15 protein-coding genes and 2 pseudogenes are annotated in these 16,587 nt (G+C 72.6%); 3 read left to right on the forward strand and 14 right to left on the reverse strand.

The window, feature by feature from the left end; genetic code table 11:
• Positions 1-180 precede the first annotated feature (180 nt).
• Positions 181-898 (reverse strand): annotated as a pseudogene (locus ACZ6TV_RS33700) (IS5 family transposase); the annotation flags it as partial.
• Positions 899-1,313: 415 nt separating this feature from the next.
• On the opposite strand from ACZ6TV_RS33700, the pseudogene ACZ6TV_RS33705 reads away from it, so the two are divergent.
• Positions 1,314-1,619: pseudogene (locus ACZ6TV_RS33705) on the forward strand (IS5/IS1182 family transposase); the annotation flags it as partial.
• Positions 1,620-1,676: 57 nt separating this feature from the next.
• Here the strand turns inward: ACZ6TV_RS33705 and ACZ6TV_RS33710 are convergent.
• The 5 genes from ACZ6TV_RS33710 to ACZ6TV_RS33730 form a co-directional block, all read right to left on the reverse strand.
• The gene (locus tag ACZ6TV_RS33710; RefSeq protein ID WP_465301594.1) at positions 1,677-3,263 is read right to left on the reverse strand and encodes a sulfatase-like hydrolase/transferase; all 1,587 of its coding nucleotides are present in this window, start codon (positions 3,261-3,263) and stop codon (positions 1,677-1,679) included.
• A complete protein-coding gene (locus ACZ6TV_RS33715) occupies positions 3,149-4,150 on the reverse strand; it encodes an aliphatic sulfonate ABC transporter substrate-binding protein (RefSeq protein ID WP_465301596.1) in 1,002 nt (333 codons plus the stop codon). Before ACZ6TV_RS33715 ends, ACZ6TV_RS33710 begins: the two co-directional genes overlap by 115 nt.
• On the reverse strand, positions 4,147-4,929 hold the full coding sequence (locus ACZ6TV_RS33720; protein WP_465301598.1) for an ABC transporter ATP-binding protein: 783 nt from the start codon (positions 4,927-4,929) through the stop codon (positions 4,147-4,149). Before ACZ6TV_RS33720 ends, ACZ6TV_RS33715 begins: the two co-directional genes overlap by 4 nt.
• Complete coding sequence (locus ACZ6TV_RS33725; RefSeq protein ID WP_465301600.1) at positions 4,926-5,717, reverse strand: ABC transporter permease; 792 nt, start codon at positions 5,715-5,717, stop codon at positions 4,926-4,928. The genes ACZ6TV_RS33720 and ACZ6TV_RS33725 overlap by 4 nt, the downstream gene beginning before the upstream one ends.
• An 88-nt stretch (positions 5,718-5,805) precedes the next feature.
• A complete protein-coding gene (locus tag ACZ6TV_RS33730) occupies positions 5,806-6,933 on the reverse strand; it encodes an ROK family transcriptional regulator (RefSeq protein WP_465301602.1) in 1,128 nt (375 codons plus the stop codon).
• Positions 6,934-7,030: 97 nt separating this feature from the next.
• Here ACZ6TV_RS33730 and ACZ6TV_RS33735 point away from each other — a divergent pair, with 97 nt between their 5' ends.
• Together ACZ6TV_RS33735 and ACZ6TV_RS33740 are read left to right on the forward strand one after the other, a co-directional pair.
• Entirely contained in the window at positions 7,031-7,879 is an 849-nt protein-coding gene (locus tag ACZ6TV_RS33735; protein ID WP_465301604.1) for an RNA polymerase subunit sigma-70, read from the forward strand.
• Between the two features lie 59 nt (positions 7,880-7,938).
• Positions 7,939-8,697, forward strand: a complete 759-nt coding sequence (locus ACZ6TV_RS33740) for an SDR family NAD(P)-dependent oxidoreductase (protein WP_465301606.1) — start codon at positions 7,939-7,941, stop codon at positions 8,695-8,697.
• A gap of 23 nt (positions 8,698-8,720) precedes the next feature.
• On the opposite strand, the gene ACZ6TV_RS33745 is transcribed toward ACZ6TV_RS33740, so the two are convergent.
• Genes ACZ6TV_RS33745 through ACZ6TV_RS33780 form a run of 8 tightly spaced genes read right to left on the reverse strand, consistent with a single transcriptional unit; the run spans position 8,721 to position 16,420 of the window.
• On the reverse strand, positions 8,721-9,485 hold the full coding sequence (locus tag ACZ6TV_RS33745; protein ID WP_465301608.1) for a permease prefix domain 1-containing protein: 765 nt from the start codon (positions 9,483-9,485) through the stop codon (positions 8,721-8,723).
• The gene (locus ACZ6TV_RS33750) at positions 9,482-9,814 is read right to left on the reverse strand and encodes a PadR family transcriptional regulator (protein WP_465301610.1); all 333 of its coding nucleotides are present in this window, start codon (positions 9,812-9,814) and stop codon (positions 9,482-9,484) included. The genes ACZ6TV_RS33745 and ACZ6TV_RS33750 overlap by 4 nt, the downstream gene beginning before the upstream one ends.
• A 33-nt stretch (positions 9,815-9,847) precedes the next feature.
• Positions 9,848-10,990, reverse strand: a complete 1,143-nt coding sequence (locus ACZ6TV_RS33755; RefSeq protein WP_465301612.1) for an LLM class flavin-dependent oxidoreductase — start codon at positions 10,988-10,990, stop codon at positions 9,848-9,850.
• Positions 10,987-12,027 carry an LLM class flavin-dependent oxidoreductase gene (locus ACZ6TV_RS33760; RefSeq protein ID WP_465301614.1) on the reverse strand — a complete coding sequence of 347 codons (1,041 nt, stop codon included), beginning with the start codon at positions 12,025-12,027 and terminating at the stop codon, positions 10,987-10,989. The genes ACZ6TV_RS33755 and ACZ6TV_RS33760 overlap by 4 nt, the downstream gene beginning before the upstream one ends.
• Positions 12,024-13,109, reverse strand: a complete 1,086-nt coding sequence (locus ACZ6TV_RS33765) for an LLM class flavin-dependent oxidoreductase (protein ID WP_465301616.1) — start codon at positions 13,107-13,109, stop codon at positions 12,024-12,026. Before ACZ6TV_RS33765 ends, ACZ6TV_RS33760 begins: the two co-directional genes overlap by 4 nt.
• On the reverse strand, positions 13,102-14,436 hold the full coding sequence (locus ACZ6TV_RS33770) for an NtaA/DmoA family FMN-dependent monooxygenase (protein ID WP_465301618.1): 1,335 nt from the start codon (positions 14,434-14,436) through the stop codon (positions 13,102-13,104). The genes ACZ6TV_RS33765 and ACZ6TV_RS33770 overlap by 8 nt, the downstream gene beginning before the upstream one ends.
• Positions 14,433-15,581, reverse strand: a complete 1,149-nt coding sequence (locus ACZ6TV_RS33775) for an LLM class flavin-dependent oxidoreductase (protein WP_465301620.1) — start codon at positions 15,579-15,581, stop codon at positions 14,433-14,435. The genes ACZ6TV_RS33770 and ACZ6TV_RS33775 overlap by 4 nt, the downstream gene beginning before the upstream one ends.
• A complete protein-coding gene (locus tag ACZ6TV_RS33780) occupies positions 15,578-16,420 on the reverse strand; it encodes a glutathione S-transferase C-terminal domain-containing protein (RefSeq protein ID WP_465301622.1) in 843 nt (280 codons plus the stop codon). Before ACZ6TV_RS33780 ends, ACZ6TV_RS33775 begins: the two co-directional genes overlap by 4 nt.
• Positions 16,421-16,587: the final 167 nt, after the last annotated feature.

Here is a 16,587-nt window from a genome sequence, read left to right on the forward strand (position 1 = left end):
ATCGAATTGCCGGCAAGGGTCTCCTCGCAGAACCGGGCGACCGGATCGAGAAGGTCCAACTGCTGCGAAGCCCTACCCAACGCCACCCACGCATATTACCTGAAATAGACATAAAACGATGGTCTGGCCCTCCGGGCCAGACCATCGTTAACACCAGTCACCTAGGACGTGTCCTGCCGATCATGGGAGCCACATGACGGCAGCGATGAGGACCAGGGTGGCGCGGTAGAGGCTGGCGCGTTTGGCGTCGCGGGTAGCGAGGTCGCGCCACTGCTTGAACCGATTGAAGCGGCGTTCCACGACGTTGCGCTGTTTGCAGAGGACCTTGTCGAAGTCCGGTGGTCGTCCGCCGTTGCTGCCCTTGGCCGCGCGGCGGGCGATCTGGTCCTTGCGTTGCGGGATGGTGTGCCGGAACCCTCGGCGGCGCAACGCAGCACGGGTCGAGTCGTGGTGTAGCCCTTGTCGGCCAGGCGCATGTCCGGGACGCTTCCGAAGTGCGCCCGGACCGGGTTGGTTGACACGGATCGCGTCCAGCAGCCGCAGCGGTTGCGGGTTGTCGCGGCCTGACCCGATGTGCAGGATCGACAACGGCCGACCATACCCGTCGACCGCGATATGAATCTTCGTGCTCAGTCCACCCCGGGACCGGCCGATCGCCTCACCGTCCTGCGCACCGACCGTCGCACCGGCGGCGGCCAAGCCAACGGATCCCCTTTTCCGAGCCCCGGCCGCGTGCTGATGCGGCTCGGACCACCGAGATCACCCAGTCCATCGGCGCCCCGTCGTCGCGGATCTGCGCCACAGCAAGGATCCGATCCCAGGTGCCGTCCGCGGTCCACCGCCGCAACCGTTCACGGCACGTCCACCCCGGCCCGTACCGTTCCGGCAGATCCCGCCACCTGCCCGAACGCTACCCAGCCTCCGGCACCAACGGCGCGATCACCGCCTACCTGACCACCAGCGGGGGCAGACAGGCCCACCTGCAGCCACCGCGCCGGCAACCAGTCGCCCCGCGCCGTGGAACCTCACGACGATGGATCTCCGACGGGCTGCCCGGCTCGACCCACGACCTGCCCTGACCGACGCCGCCAAGACTTTTGTGGGGGACGGACTTTCCAGCGTCCGGTCGGTCCCAGCGGCCACGGGCAGCCGGTGCGGCAGCTCGTGATGGACCTGTCCCCATGGCCCGCACCCGATCCACTCGGTGAACCGGCGATGCACCGCCCGCGGGTCCTCCGGCGCCAACGTCTGGATCGTGCCCGAGGCCACAACGTCAGGTCACGTCCACGGATGCGGCGTGGGCGGTGATCACGCTGCCGGCGTTACTGGGCCGCAGCGCGGTCGACGCACCCGGTCCGGGTACGCCACGCAAACGGCCGGAGGGGCTGATCGCTGGCAGGGCTACGCCCACGACTCCACGCGCCGGTGTTGCGTCGCCGCGGCATTCGTCGAATCACTCCTGAACGCGGTGACCAGATCGCCCGCCGGGCCGCCAAGGGCAGCCGCGGCGGGCGAGCACCGAACTTCGACAAGGTCCTCCACCGGCAGCGCAACGTGGTGAACGCCGGCGCGGCCTGGCAACCCGTTACGCCAAAAGAAGCCGCGAGCCACCACCCTGATCTCGCCCGACGCCCACCGCGGCCTCGTCAACGCCAGCGGTGCCGCGCTGTCAGTTGTCAGGCGTACGAGGCGTCGTCGAGGCCGCTCAGGGTCGGGTCGTGGTGCAGGGTGCCGACGTCGTACATGGAGGCCATCCAGTGGTGGAAGTTGTCGCCGCGGTCGCGTAGGAGGGTGTACAGCCGGCGTAGCAGGCGGGAGCGCACCGGCTCCAGGGACGGCAGGTCGTACACGTTGGTCAGTTCGTCGGGGTCGAGGTGCAGGTCGTAGAGCTCGTTGGTGGAGTCGGGGTTGACGACGAGTTTGTAGCGTTCGTCGCGCAGCATGCGTTGCGGGTACGGGAAGTGGTGGCCGTGGAACTCGGCGACGACGTCCGGTGCCCAGTCCGGGGTGCCGCCGCGGACGAGCGGCAGCAGGCTGCGTGAGTCGACCGCGCCGGTGGAGGGGACGCCGGCGAGGTCGAGGATGGTGGCGGTGCAGTCGGTGAGGCTGACGAACTCGTCGCGGACCTGGCCGGCGGGCGCGCCCGGCACCCTGACGATGCCGGGTGTGCGGTAGATGTCCTCGTACATCGCCGGGCCCTTGTCGTGCAGGCGGTGCGAGCCGGTGAACTCGCCGTGGTCGCAGGTGAAGAAGACCGACGTGTCGTCGCGCAGGCCGAGCTCGTCCAGCACCGCGAGGACCCGGCCGATCTGCTGGTCGATGAGGGTGACGTATCCCCAGTAGACGGCGATGAGCTTGCGGGTCACCTCCAGCGGCATGGTGTCGAACGTCCAGTGTGCGCTGTAGTTGCGCTGCACCGGGGGCTTGCCCTGGAAGGTTTCCGCGATCGACGCGGGAAGCTCCACATCGGACGGGTCGACGAGGTCGAAGTACTCGTCGGGGACGATGTAGGGCAGGTGCGGGCCGAAGAAGTGCAGCGCCTGGAAGAACGGCCGGCCGGAGGTGGCGTGGCCGCGCAGCATCTCGATGGTCCGGGTGGCGAGGTAGTGCTCGAACGTGGCCTCGACCGGCTGGTGCAGCCGCGCGGCGAGGAGGTTGCCGGGCCCGCCGTTGGGCAGCGTCCCGCGCACGTGGTCGCTGATCCGGTACGGCGGCAGCCCGTGCTCCGAAAGGTAGGCCAGGTAGTCGGGGTGCTCGACGGGGTTGTGCCAGCCCGGCAGGTGCACCCCGTCGAAGCCGTAGTCCGCGGGGGTCTTCGAGGTGCCGGCGTGCCACTTGCCGACGAGGCCGCAGTCGTACCCGTGGGCCCGCAACGCCTGCGGGAACGTGAACGTGCCGTCGGGCAGGTCCTCGCTGTAGCCGACGTTGCGCTCCTGGTTGGCGAGGAGCTTGTGGCGGAACGGCGCCTGCCCGGTGAGCAGGCTCGCCCGGGCCGGGGTGCAGATGGCCGTCGGCGTGTACCACCGGTCGAAGCGGGTCCCGGTCCGGGCGAGCTCGTCCAGCGCCGGGGTCCGCGCGAGCGGGTTGCCGTAGGCGCCGAGCGTGTCCACCCGGTGCTGGTCGGTCATGAGGAACAGGATGTTGCGGGTCACTTGGCGGCCGCCGCCCCGGTCCACAGGTCGCCGAGGTAGTAGGTCTTCGGGTCGACGGGTTCCTTGAGCTTGCCGGCGCCGACGAAGAAGTCGCCCATGCCGGTCAGCCACTTCGCCACGGTGCCGTCCTTGGTGGCGGCGTCGAGCTCCTGGGTGGTCAGCGCCCTGCTGTTGGCCGCGTCGGCCTTCACAGCGTCGACCTGCTGTTTGAGCATCTCCGCCGTGGCGGCGGCCGTCTCGTCGGGGTGGGCGGCGCGGTAGTCGGTCGCCTCGCGCAGCACCTGCAGGACCTTGGTGACGGCGGCGGACTTCTCGGCGACGACCTTGTTGCCGGCGACGAACGCGTTGGGGAACGACACCTTGGCGGTGAAGTCGTCGTTCTTGGCGAGCTCGACGAGGCCGGGGACGGTCTTCTTGATGGTGGAGATCGCCGGGTACCAGAAGCCCGCCGCGTCGATCTGCTTGGAGGAGAACGCGGACACGAGCGTGGACGCGTCGAGCGGGACCCGCTGGATGTCCTTGTTCGTCATCCCGGCCGCCTGCAGGGCCAGGGTGAGGATCATGTCGCCGGAGGTACCTTCGGGGACGCCGACCTTCTTCCCGCGCAGCTGCTCGATCGAGGTGATGCCGGGCTGGGCGATGACCCGGTCGGCGGCACCGAGCGTGTTGATGGCGATGATCTTCGCCTGGCCGGAGGCGGGCAGCCAGAAGGCGCCGGGCCCGATGTAGCCGAAGTCGAGGTCGCCGGACTGCAGCGCCTGCACCTGCACCGGGCCGTTGGTGAAGACCTTCACGGTGGCGTCGATGCCGTGCTTCTTCCACAGGCCCTGCTTGCCGGCGACGGCGAGGAGGCTGGTGCCGTTGTAGTCGCCGATGTACCCGAAGGTCACCTTGGTCGGTTCGCCGGGGCCGGCCGGTTCGCCGGCGGAGCCGCAGCCGGCGACGCCGATCAGCGTGGCGGCCGCCAGTACCGTGGCGAAACTGCGACGGGAGATCATGAGGAGTTCCTCTCGGGGGACGGCTGGTGGTGGACCGCGCTCCACACGCGGTTGCGCAGCCGGGCGAAGTCCGGGCCGAGCCGGATCTCCTCGGTGCGCGGTGAGGGCAGGTCGACGTCGACGATCTCGACGATGCGGCCGGGGTTCGCGGCCATGACGACGACCCGGTTGGCGAGGAACACCGCCTCGTCGACGTCGTGGGTGATGAACATGACGGTGCGCCGGTCGCGGCTCCACGTCTGCAGGAGCTGCTCCTGCAGCCGCACCCGGGTGAGCGCGTCGAGGGCGCCGAACGGCTCGTCCATCAGCAGGATCGACGGGTCGACGGCGTAGGCGCGGGCGATGGCGCAGCGCTGCTTCATCCCGCCGGACAGGGTCTTCGGCAGCGCGTCGGCGAACTGGGTCAGTCCGACCATCTCGATGAAGTGCTCGGCGCGGCGGCGGCGTTCGGCCTTCGGTACACCGGCGGTCCGCAGCCCGAACTCGACGTTCTTGCGCACGGTCAGCCACGGGAAGAGGGCGAACTGCTGGAAGATGACGCCCCGGTCGGGCCCGGGCCCGGTGACGGGTTTCCCGCCGACGAGCGCCTGCCCGCCGGTCGGGTGGTCGAGGCCGGCGACGATGTTCAGCAGGGTGCTCTTGCCGCAGCCGGACGGGCCGACGATGGTGACGAACTCGTTGTCGGCGACGTCGAGGGACACCCCGCCGAGCGCGACGAAGTCCTTGCCCCGCAACGGGTAGGTGCGCTCGACGTCCTGGATGGAGATGCGGGCGTTCACCGGCGCTCCTGCCAGGCGGTGGCGCGCCGCTCGACGAGCAGCAGCAGCCGGTCCATCAGCAGGCCGAGGACGCCGATGCTGATCAGCCCGACGAAGATGGTCGGCAGGTCGTAGTACAGCTGGGCGCTCTGCATGCGGTAGCCGAGTCCCTCCTGGGCGGCGATGAGCTCGGCGGCGACGAGGGTGGCCCAGGACGAGCCGAGCCCGACGCGCATGCCGACGAGGATGAACGGGGTGGAGGCGGGCACGACGACCCTGGCGAAGATGACCCGGGTGGGCGCGCCGAGGACCCGCGCGGCGTTGATGAGGGTCCGGTCGACGCCGACGACGCCTTGGAACGTGGCGATGACGCAGGCGAGGAACGCGGCGAGGAGGATGACGAACAGCTTCGGGGTCTCGCCGATGCCCATCAGCACGATCGCGAGGGGAATGATGGCCAGGGGCGGGATGGTGCGGAAGAACTGCACCCACGGCTCGATCAGCCCGCGGGCCACGGTGTACCAGCCCATGAGGAAGCCGACGGGCACCGCGAGCCCGGTGCCGAGCGCGAAGCCGATCAGCACCCGGCGGAGGCTGGCGAGGACGTCGGCGCCGAGGGTGCCGTCGCCGAGCAGCTCGAAGGCCTTGCCGAGCACCGCCGGCGGCGCGGGCACCGTCGGGTCGGTCGTCGCGTAGATCCACCAGGCCGCGGCCCCGGCGGCCGCCGAGGCGGCGTTGAGCGACCACTTCAGGGCCGTCCGCCTGGTCCTGGGCGTGGCTTTCGCCGGTGCGGCACCGTCGACGCTCATCGGCGTCCCGGTCTGGTCATGGTGGCTCCTCGGTTTCGGGCACGGTGCGGCACCGTCCACAGGGGACGGCCGGGCGGCGGGATCGGGGTCAGTGGTAGCCGGCGAGCAGCGGGGTCTGGCGGTAGAGGGCGGCGATCGCGCCGAGCGCCCCGTCGTCGTCGCCGAGCCTGGCCGCCCTGATGTGTGTCCCGGCGCCGACCAGCGCGCCGACGGCGGCGCCGATCCGCTCGACGACGCCCGGGTGACATCGGATCAGCGGCCCGCCGACGACGATCTGCGCGGGGTCGAGCACGAGCGCCGCCGCGGCGAGTATCCGGCCGGCGGCGTCCGCGGCCTCGTCGAGCACCGCGACCGCGACCGGCTCGCCGCGCCGCAGCGCCGCGCCGAGGTCGTCGAGGGAGCGCACGTCCAGGCCGCCGCGGCGGCACGCGCGCAGCACCGCCGGGACCGACGCGACGGTCTCCAGGCAGCCCCGGCGGCCGCAGCGGCAGTCGTCCGCGGCGGTGCCGGTGGCCGCCGGGACGTGCCCGAACTCGCCGGCGACCCCGTGCCCGCCGGCGACCAGGCGCCCGCCGACGACGAGCCCGCCCCCGATGCCGTCGGCGAGTCTGATGTACAGCACGTCGTGCAGGTCCGGCCCGTCCGTGATGGCCTCGGCCAGCGCGGCGAACCTCGTGTTGTTGTCGGCGATGACCGGCGCCCCGAAGCGCTCCCGGAACGCCTGCGCGACCGCGGGCTCGGCCGGCCAGGGGCCGGCGACGCCGACGCCGATCCCCTGCAGCGCCCGGAAGCTGACCCCGGACCGGGCGCCGACCCGGTCGATGAGGGCGAACGCGATCCCGATCCGCTCCGGCCAGCCGGTGTCGGGCCCGTAGGCCGCGTGCCCGTCCGCCATCACCTCGTGGGCCGCGTCGGCGACGGCGATCCGGACCCTGGTGTGGCCCAGGTCGACGCCGAGGAACTGCCCTGAGGACGGGTCGAGCGTCAGCAGCTCCGCCGGCCGGCCGCTGCCCGCCCGCAGGGCCGCGTCGGTGTCGGTGACCACGACCGCGCCCCGGGACAGCAGGTCGCCGGTGATCTCCGACAGCGTCGTGCGGGACAGGCCGACCTTCGCGGCGAGCTGCCCGCGGCTGAGGGCGCCGTGCTCGCGCAGGACACGCAGGACGCGCTCCTCATGCGTGCGCCTGACCAGCGCGTGGACACCCTCAACGGTCACGCTCGACACGGTAGGACGGACCGAATTTTTCCGTCAACCCTCCGACAGAATGTTCCCCAGTAATGTAATGGGAAATACAGGAATTTAGGCTGGGGTGGTGACCTTCGAGGCGCTGGTGGGGCCGCTGCGTGGCGAGCTTCTCGCCCACTGCTACCGCATGCTGGGCTCGCTGCACGACGCCGAGGACGCGGTGCAGGAGACCTACCTGCGAGGTTGGAAGGCTTTCGACCGGCTCGAGGACCCCGCCGGGGTGCGGCCGTGGCTGTACCGGATCGCCACCAACCGCTGCCTGACCATGCCCGCCCGCCGCGAGCCGCCCGCCGCGGACCCCGCCACCGGTGAGCCCCTGTGGCTGCAGCCGATGCCGGACGCGCTGACCGGGATCTCGGTGGAGCTCGCGTTCGTGGCCGCGCTGCAGCACCTCGGGCCCGTCCCGCGGGCCGCGCTGCTGCTCCGCGAGGTCCTCGGCTTCTCCGCCGCGGAGACGGCCGGCCTGCTCGGCACCACGGTCGCCGCCGTCAACAGCACCGTCCAGCGGGCCCGCAGAATCCTGCCGGCGCCCTCGCCCTCCCCCACCCCGGACGTCGCGGCCGCCGCCGGCGCCTACCGGGCCGCGTGGGAGGCCGGCGACGTGGACGCCATCGTCGGGATGCTGGCCGGCGACGCGAAGTACTCGATGCCGCCGCTGCCCGAGGTGTACCGCGGCGCCGCGGCCATCCGCACGTTCCTCCTCGACGGTCCCGCCCCGCACCGGTGGCGGTTCCTGCCGACCAGGGCCAACGGGCGGCCGGCGTTCGGCACGTACCTGCTCGACGGTGCCGCGTTCCGGGCCGCCAGCATCGACCTGGTGACCTTCGCCGGCGGGCGGGTGAGCGAGGTGGTGTCGTTCCTGGACCCGGCACTGTTCCCGTTCTTCGACCTGCCCGATTCTCTGCCGGTGCGATGAGTTCCGCCCTTCCGCGGGGTTGTATCGGTGACAGGTACACCAGCGGAAAGGACAACGGCATGCTGCTCGCAGGCAGGAACGCGATCATCTACGGCGGCGGAGGGTCGGTCGGCGGCGCCATCGCCCGGGCGTTCGGCAGGGCGGGAGCCAGGGTCTTCCTCACCGGCCGGACCCTGGCCACGCTGGACGCGGTCGCCGGAGACGTCCGCGCGGCGGGCGGGGCGGCGGACACCGCGGTCGTCGACGCCCTCGACGAGCAGGCTGTCGACGGGCACGCCGCGACCGTCGTCGCCACCGCCGGCCGGATCGACATCGCCGTCAACGTCATCGCCGACGCGGACGTGCAGGGCACCCCGATGCTCGACATGACGGTCGAGGACTACCTGGCCCCCGTCGTGCAGTCGGTCCGCTCGAAGTTCATCACGTCCCGCGCCACCGCCCGCCACATGGTCCGCGACGGCGGTGGCGGGGTCCTGCTGTTCTTCGGCGGCTCCGGCGAGCCCCCGCGCGACTTCCACCTCGGCGGCCTGCAGGCCGGCTTCGAGGCCGTCGAGCACCTGCGCCGCCAGCTCGCCGTCGAGCTCGGCCCGCACGGCGTGCGCGTCCTCACCCTCCGCACCGGTGGCCTGCCCGACTCCATCCCGGCCGGCTCCCCCGCCCGCGCGGACATCGAGCGGTCCATCACCGGCCAGACCCTCCTGGGCCGCGCCGCCACCCTGGAGGACACCGGCAACCTCGCCGTCTTCGCCGCCTCCGACCTGGCCCGCTCCATGACCGGCACCGCGCTCAACATGAGCTGCGGCAGCATGCTCGACTGACGGACGCGAGGGTCAGGCCTGGGTCAGGCCGGGGTGCGGCGGAGGCGGCGGGCCGAGGTGAGGCTGATCGCGGCGGCGAGGACGCCCGCGGTGACGTAGCTGAGGGTCCACGGTTGCACGTGGGCGGACGCGCCCACGGCGGCGTAGAACAGCAGCAGCGCCGACGCGAGGCCGAACGGGAGCGCGACCGCAAGGCCGAGCGCGGGACGCGCCGGGGTCCAGGCGGGGGTGCCGAGCGCGGTCCGGCGGCGGGCCGCGGCGAGGGCGACGAGCATGGCGACGCCCACGACCGCCACGACCGCGAAGGGGAAGCGGGCGCCGCCGGCCGGGACCGCGTCGATGGTGGTGCGGTAGTAGCCGGCGCAGTCCGCCGCGGACCCGGCCGGGATCCAGGGCCGCTCGCACATGCCCGGGCGGCTGCCGAACTGGTCGGTGGCGACCAGCAGCCGGGCGAAGGGGTGGCCCAGGAGCCAGGTGACGATGCCGCTGGTGCCATACCAGGCGAGGGCCGCCCCGGCCACGGCCCAGACGCCGACGGCGACCCGGCGCAGGGCGGCCAGGGTGCCGGCCGGACCCGGCGGGACCTGCCGGGCGACGGTGGCGGCGGGGCCGAACCGGGCGACCGCCTCGCGCTCGGCGGCGCCCCGGTCGAGGCCGCGGGCGATGCCGTCCTCCGTCGCGGCGAGCAGATGGCTCTCCGCCTCGGCGAGCAGGCGGCGGCCCGCGGCACCCGTGCCCGAGAGCCGGTCGAACATCTCGTCGAGATACTCCTCGACCGGGGAGGTCATGCCGTCACCGGACCCGCGGCCGGGCCCAGCACGGACTGGACGCCGGCGACGAAGGTGCCCCACTCGCTCTGCTTCGCGACGCGGGCCTGGCGGCCGTCGCTGGTCAGCGCATAGACACGGCGGCGGCGCGGGACCGCGTGCTCCCAGTGGCTGACGACGAGACCGTCGCGCTCCAGCCGGTGCAGCGCCGGATAGACGGTGCCCTCCGGCAGGTCGAACGCGCCCCGCGACCGCTCGCGCAGCGCGGCGATCAGCGCATAGCCGTGCACGGGGCCGGCGTCGGCCAGCACGGTCAGCAACAGCAGGTCAAGGTGCCCCCGGACATCCATGCCTAGACACGCTAGGTATAATATCGGCAGATGTCAACGGCCGGCCGCCTGGCCCTGCCACTCCCGGGCGAGCAGCTCGAAGGAGCGGACCCGGTCGGCGTGGTCGTGCGTGATGGTGGTGACCAGGAGCTCGTCGGCGCCGGTGACCCGCCGCAGCGTGTCCAGCCGCTCGGCCACCGACGCCGGGTCGCCGACGAACTGCGTGTCGAGGCGGTCCTGCACGAGGGCCTGGTCGTCGCCGGACCAGGGCAGCGCCGCCGCCTCGGCCGGGGTCGGGAAGGGGATCGCCCCCGCGCCGGTGCGGATGCTGCGCACCCAGTGCCGGTAGGGCGCCGCCAGCGCGGTGGCCGCCGAGGCGGTGGGCGCGACGACCACGTCGGCGGAGACCAGGACGTACGGCCGGTCCAGGACCTCCGACGGGCGGAACGCCGCGCGGTACGCCGCCACCGCCTCCAGCACGCTCGCGGGCGCCACATGGTAGTTCGCCGCGAACGGCAGGCCCCGCTCCCCCGCCACCCGGGCGCTCTGCCCGGCGCTGGAGCCGAGGATCCACAGCTCGACCTTCGCCCCCTCGCCGGGGGTGGCGTGCACGTCGAGGCCGTCGCGCGTGTACGACCCGGCGATGAGCGCCCGGATGTCGTCCACGATGTCGGCGAAGTCCGGTGACTGCGCCTCCGGCTGCTGCAGCAGCTGCGCGAACAGGGCGAACCTCGGCTGCCCGACGATGCCGGAGAAGTCGAAGGGCGGCGGGATGAGCAGCCCGTCGACGACCCGGGCGGGCTGCGGCGGAGGCGGCTGGGCGGGCGGCGCGGACAGCGCGGCGAGCGCCTCGGTGCGGCGCTGACCGGAGCGGCCGAGGCCGAGGTCCAGCCGGCCGGGGTGGACGGCGTCGACGACCCCGAACTGCTCCACGACGGACAGTGCGGTCTGGTGGCCGACCTGCACCGCGCCGGACCCGACCCGGATCCGGTCGGTGGCGGCGGCGATGAGGCCGATGAGCACGGCCGGTGCGGCGCTGGCGACGCCGGGCGCGAAGTGGTGCTCGGCGACCCAGTAGCGCTGGTACCCGAACGACTCGGCGCGCCGGGCGAGGTCGATGGTGTTGCGCAGCGCGGCACCGGCGTCGCTGCCGGAGCTGATCGGGGCGAGGTCGAGGACGGACAGGGGAACGGTCATGACGGCACCGCCAGGGAGGGGAACGGACGGCTGGGGATCTCGCGGCGCAGGACCGGCGCGACCTCGGCCTGGAAGAGCTCCAGGGAGCCGCGGTGCTGCTTGTCCGTCAGCCCGTCGGCGTCGGCCTGCACGTGCATGACCTCGTGGCCGAGCCGCTCGTGGTACCGGTGCACCTTGTCGATGATCTGCTGCGGGCTGCCGACGAGGATGGAGCTGCGCGCTATGGCGTCCTCCAGGGTGTGGAAGACGGGTTCGACGCCGACGCGTTTGAACAGTTCCAGGCGCTTGTTGAAGATCGGCCGGTACACGTCGATCGCGTCCTGGGACCGTTCGGCCACGTACGTCCCGGCGGAGCCCGCGCCGACGAGCGCCCTGGCCGGGTCGTGGCCGTGGAAGGCGAGCCGCTCCCGGTAGTGGGCGACCAGCTCGGCGTAGGGCTCGACGGGGTTGGTGACGTTGGCGGAGAAGAGCGGGTCGCCGTGCAGGGCGGCCAGCTCGACGGAGGCCTTGCTGGTGGCGCTGCCGTGCCAGATGCGGATGTCCGGCTGCAGCGGCCGGGGCCACGCCTCGGCCTCGTCCAGCGACGGGCGGAACCGCCCGGACCAGGTGACCTTGTCCTCCCGCCACAGCCGGGTGAACAGCTCGTAGCCCTCCCGGTTGCGGTCCCACTGGTCGTCGGCGGTGACGTGGAAGAGCTTCGCCTGCGCGGCGCCGTTGCCCTTGCCGACGATCAGCTCGAGGCGACCACCGGACAGGTTGTCCAACGTGGAGTAGTCCTCGAAGGCGCGGACCGGGTCGAGCAGGCTCAGTGTCGTCACGGCGGTGAAGAGCCGGATGGCGCTGGTGCGGGCGGCGATGTGGCTGAGCACGACGGGCGGCGACGAGGAGATGAACGGCCGCTCGTGGCGTTCGCCGACGCCGAACCCGTCGAAGCCGAGCTGCTCGGCGAGGACCGCGTTGTCCACGACCTCCCGCAGCCGCTCACGGGCCGGTTTCGCGCCGTCGGTGACGATCAGGGTGATGGCGAGGAACTTCATTGGCGCAGCACTCCTTCGGCGAACGTGTACGCCTCTTCCAGGTGCGGGTAGCCGGAGAGGATGAACTCCTCGATCCCGGCGGAGCGGTATTCGTCGATGCGGGCGGCGACCTCGGCGTGACTGCCGACGAGGGCGGTGCCGGCGCCGCCGCGGACCAGGCCGATGCCGGCCCACAGGTTGGGGGCGACGACGAGCCGGTCGCGGTCGCCGCCGTGCAGGTCGAGCATCCGCCGCTGGCCGACGGAGTCGAGGCCGCGCAGGCTCGCCTGCCGCTCGCGGACGGTCTCCTCCGACAGGCCGGCGATGAGCCGGTCTGCGGCCGACCAGGCCAGGTCGGCGGTGTCCCGGGTGATGACGTGCAGGCGGATGCCGAAGCGGACGGGCCGGTCGGCGACGGCCCGCACCGCCGCGATCTTCTCCGCCACCGAGTCGACGGGTTCACCCCAGGTGAGGTGGACGTCGGCGTGCCGGGCGGCGAGCTTGATCGCGGCCGGGGACGACCCGCCGAGGTACACCGTCGGTGCGGTCGCCGGCGGCTCGCGCAGCAGGCCGCCCTCGATGTCGTAGTGCGGGCCGTGGTGGTCGAACCGCGCGCCGGTCCAGGCGGCGCGGACGACGTCGAGGAACTCGCCGGCCCGCTCGTACCGCGCGTCGTGGTCCAGCGGGTCGCCGTAGCCGCGCTGCTCGGCGGCGCTGCTGCCGATGACGACGTTGAGCAGCAGCCGCCCTTCCGACAGCCGCTGGAACGTGGCCGCCATCTGCGCGGCGAGGACCGGGGTGATGAGCCCGGGCCGGAACGCGACGAGGAACTTCAGCCGCCGGGTCGCGGCGATCAGCGCGGCGGTGGTCAGCCACGCGTCCTCGCAGTGCACGCCGGTCGGGGTGAGGACGCCGGCGTAGCCGAGCTGGTCGGCGGCGCGGGCGATCTGCGTCAGGTAGTCCAGGGTCGGCGGGCGGTGCGTCGCGGAGCGCGGCAGCGGGGCGGTGTCCCGGGCGCCGATGATGCCGCCGTGGGTGCCGGCGCCGACGGCGTGGTCGTCGCCGCCGGTCGGCAGGAACCAGTGGAAGACGGGGTCACTCATGCTGGAGGCCGAGGTGGCCGCGCAGGGTCGTGGTGGTGTACTCGGTGCGCAGGACGCCGCGTTCCTGCAGCAGCGGCACGACCTGGTCGACGAACTCGTCGAGGCCGCCGGGCACGATGTGCGGCACGAGGATGAACCCGTCGGCGGCGTCGCTCTGCACGAACTCGTCGATGGTCGCCGCGACGGTGGCCGGGGTGCCGATGAAGGTCTGCCGGCCGGTGACCTCGATGATGAGGTCGCGGATGCCGAGCCCCTTCTCCTCGCTGAGTGCCCGCCACTGCCGGGCGGTGGCGAGGGGGTCGTCGAAGAGGCGGGCGCGGCCCTTGATGATGGAGTCGTCCTGCAGGACCGGGTCGAAGACGGGCAGCGGGCCGTCGGGGTCGTGGTCGCTGAGGTCCTTGTTCCACAGCTGCTCCAGCAGCAGGATCGCGGTCTGCGGGCTGACCTGCTGGCGGCGCACGACCCGTGCCTTCTCGTCCGCGTCGGCCGGCGAGGAGCCGAGCACGAACGTGCTGGCGGGCAGGATCTTCAGCTCGTCGGGGTGCCGGCCGTGGCGGGCCATCCGCCCTTTGACGTCGGCGTAGAACGCTTTGCCCGCCTCCAGGGTGCCGTGCCGGGAGAAGATGGCGTCGGCGTCGCGGGCGGCGAACTCGCGCCCTGGGCCGGAGTCGCCGGCCTGGATGATGAGCGGCCGCCCCTGCGGCGACCGCGGCACGGTGAAGTGGCCCTCGATGCCGACGTGTTGTCCACTGTGGACGAATGCGCCGGGGTCGCCGGTACGCGCGAAGACCCCCGCGACGGGATCCGCGACGACCTCCCCGGCGGGCCACGTGTCCCACAGCTCGCGGGCGGTGTGCAGCACCTCGGCGGCGCGGGTGTAGCGGTCGGCGCGGTCGAGGTAGCCGCCGCGGCGGAAGTTCTCGCCGGTGAAGGCGTCCGAGGAGGTGACGACGTTCCAGCCGGCCCGGCCGCCCGACAGGTGGTCCAGCGAGGCGAGCTTGCGGGCCAGCTCGTACGGCTCGTTGAAGGTGGCGTTGACGGTGCCGGTCAGCCCCAGGTGGGTGGTGACGGCGGCGAGCCCCGCGAGGACGGTGAGCGCGTCGGGTCGCCCGACGACGTCGAGGTCGTGGATGCGGCCGCGCTGCTCGCGCAGCCGGAGCCCTTCGGCGAGGAAGAAGAAGTCGAACCTGCCGCGTTCGGCGGTCTGCGCGAAGCGGCGGAACGACTCGAACGCGATCTGGCTGCCGGCGGCCGGGTCGCTCCACACGGTGGTGTTGTTGACGCCCGGGAAGTGCGCCGCGAGGACGACCTGCTTCTTCCTGGTCATGCGCTGATCTCCGTCCGGGCGTACCGGTTCCGCGCGGCGGGCAGGCCGAGATGGCCGCGCAGGGTCGTGCCGGTGTAGTCGGTGCGGAACGCGCCCGCGGCCCGCAGCAGCGGCAGCACCTCGTCGACGACGGCCGTCAGGTCGGCCGGCAGGACGCCGGGGCGCAGCCGGAAGCCGTCGATGCCGGCCTCGTGCCAGGAGAGCAGCAGCTCGGCCAGTCCGGCGGCGGCACCGACGTAGACGTGGGCGTCGCTGGTGTACGGCGCACCGTCCAGCTCGTCGAGGCGGGCCTTGCGGTCCGGGTCGAGGAACACGACGATGTCGGCGAACACCCGTGCCGGGCGGACGGCCGCGGCGAGCTCGGCGGCCTCCGCCGCCGAGGCCGGGGTCACGTAGAGGAGGTCGGCGCCGAGCCCGTATCCCAGCGGCGTGTGGGTGAGCGCGGTGACGACCGGCCGGCCCTGCGGCGGGCGGGGCGTGATCGACGGGCCCTTGACGCTGAAGTGCTTGCCGGTGAAGTCGATGTGGTGCAGCTTGTCGCGGTCGATGAACCGGCCGGTGGCGACGTCGCGGATCTCGGCGTCGTCCTCCCAGCTGTCCCAGAGCCGCCGGACGACCTCGATGTGGTCGGCGGCCTCGGCGAACAGCTCCGCGATGAACGCCTGCGCGGCGGGTCCGCCGAGGTCGTTGACGTCCAGCGGCGGGAACGTGCGGTGGCCGAAGTGCGCGGCCTCGCCGGCCCGGCCGGACACCTGGGCGCGCCAGCCGGCCCGGCCGGTGCTCAGGTGGTCGAGGGTGGCGAGCTGGGTGGAGACGTGGAACGGCTCGGTGTGCGTGACGGTCACCGTCGGCACCAGCCCGATGTGGGTGGTGACCGGGGCGACCCGCGCGGCGATGAGCAACGCGTCGAGGCGGCCCTTGACGTGGTCGGCGCGCCCGTCGAGGCCGTCGAAGCGGCCGGACTGCAGGCCGAGGGAGTCCTCGATGGTGACGAAGTCGAGCTTGCCGCGCTCGGCGAGCCCGACCAGGTCCAGCCAGTACGCCGGGGAGAACAGCTCGCCGGGGCGGGCCGACGGGTCGCGCCAGGCGGCCGGATGCCACCCGGCCCCGTCCAGCGCCACCGCCAGGTTGAGCTGCCCGCTCATGCCGGGATCCCTTCGGTCCGGTGCGCCGGGGCGTCCCAGTCGAGGACCACGGGTGCGGAGAACGCGGAGAAGTCGGTGGTGTCCCGGAACGCGGGCACGGTGTAGAGGTCCCGGGCGTAGTCCCACAGGTGCGGGAAGTCGGCGAGCCCGGCGCCGTACCGCACGAGGGTGACGTACAGCCGGATGTCCGCCTCGGTGATCGCCGGCCCGAGCAGGTACCGCCTGGTGGCGAGCCGCTCGTCGAGGGTGCCGAGCGCGTCCAGGAACGCGGTGCTGTCCGGCGCGCCGCGGTTGACGGCCGGGCCGAGCCACGCGTCGAGCTGCTCGATCTCCTCGCGGTGCGCCTGCGGGTAGGCGTCCAGCACCGGGGTCGCCACGTGCCGGAAGCGGGTGGCGAAGTCGATGCCGATGCCCTTGAAGTCGTTGCTGACCACCCTCGCCGTGGCTCGGTCCCACAGAGTCGGCACCGACACGTGGCCGTCGAAGTCCTCCTCGGTCGCCTCGTACGCCTGCCGCAGCAGCGTGAACCCGTTGACCGGGTCGGGCCCGTGCCGCTCCCGGAACGCCCAGCCGCGGCCGTCGCGCGCGTTGTCGACGTAGGAGACGGTGACGACGTCGTGGAGACCCGCGAGCGCATGGGCGATCGTCACTCGCTGCGACCATGGGCAGAACCACCCGGCGTAGACGTGGTAGCGCCCCGACTGGGGGTCGTCGGCCACGTGATCGCTGAAGCGGTACAACGGGCGGGGGTCGTCAGGGGCTTGGGGAATGCGGTACACGCCGTGCGCCGTGGTGTCGACCGGGCTGGCCAGACGGCTTGAGCGGGGCAGTTTCGACATGGTGGTCCTCCGTCGATCCGGAGCTCGATAGCCGACCAATCCTACGTGGATACTAGGAATTTATCCAGGGCTACGTGACATGGCCGACAGGACTGCCCATCGACCGTTGACAGTCACGCACAGCCACTGCTGCACTGACCCGACAAGACGCCGCTGACAGCCCGTGG

The sequence above is a fragment of the Dactylosporangium sp. NPDC051087 genome (assembly GCF_055586325.1).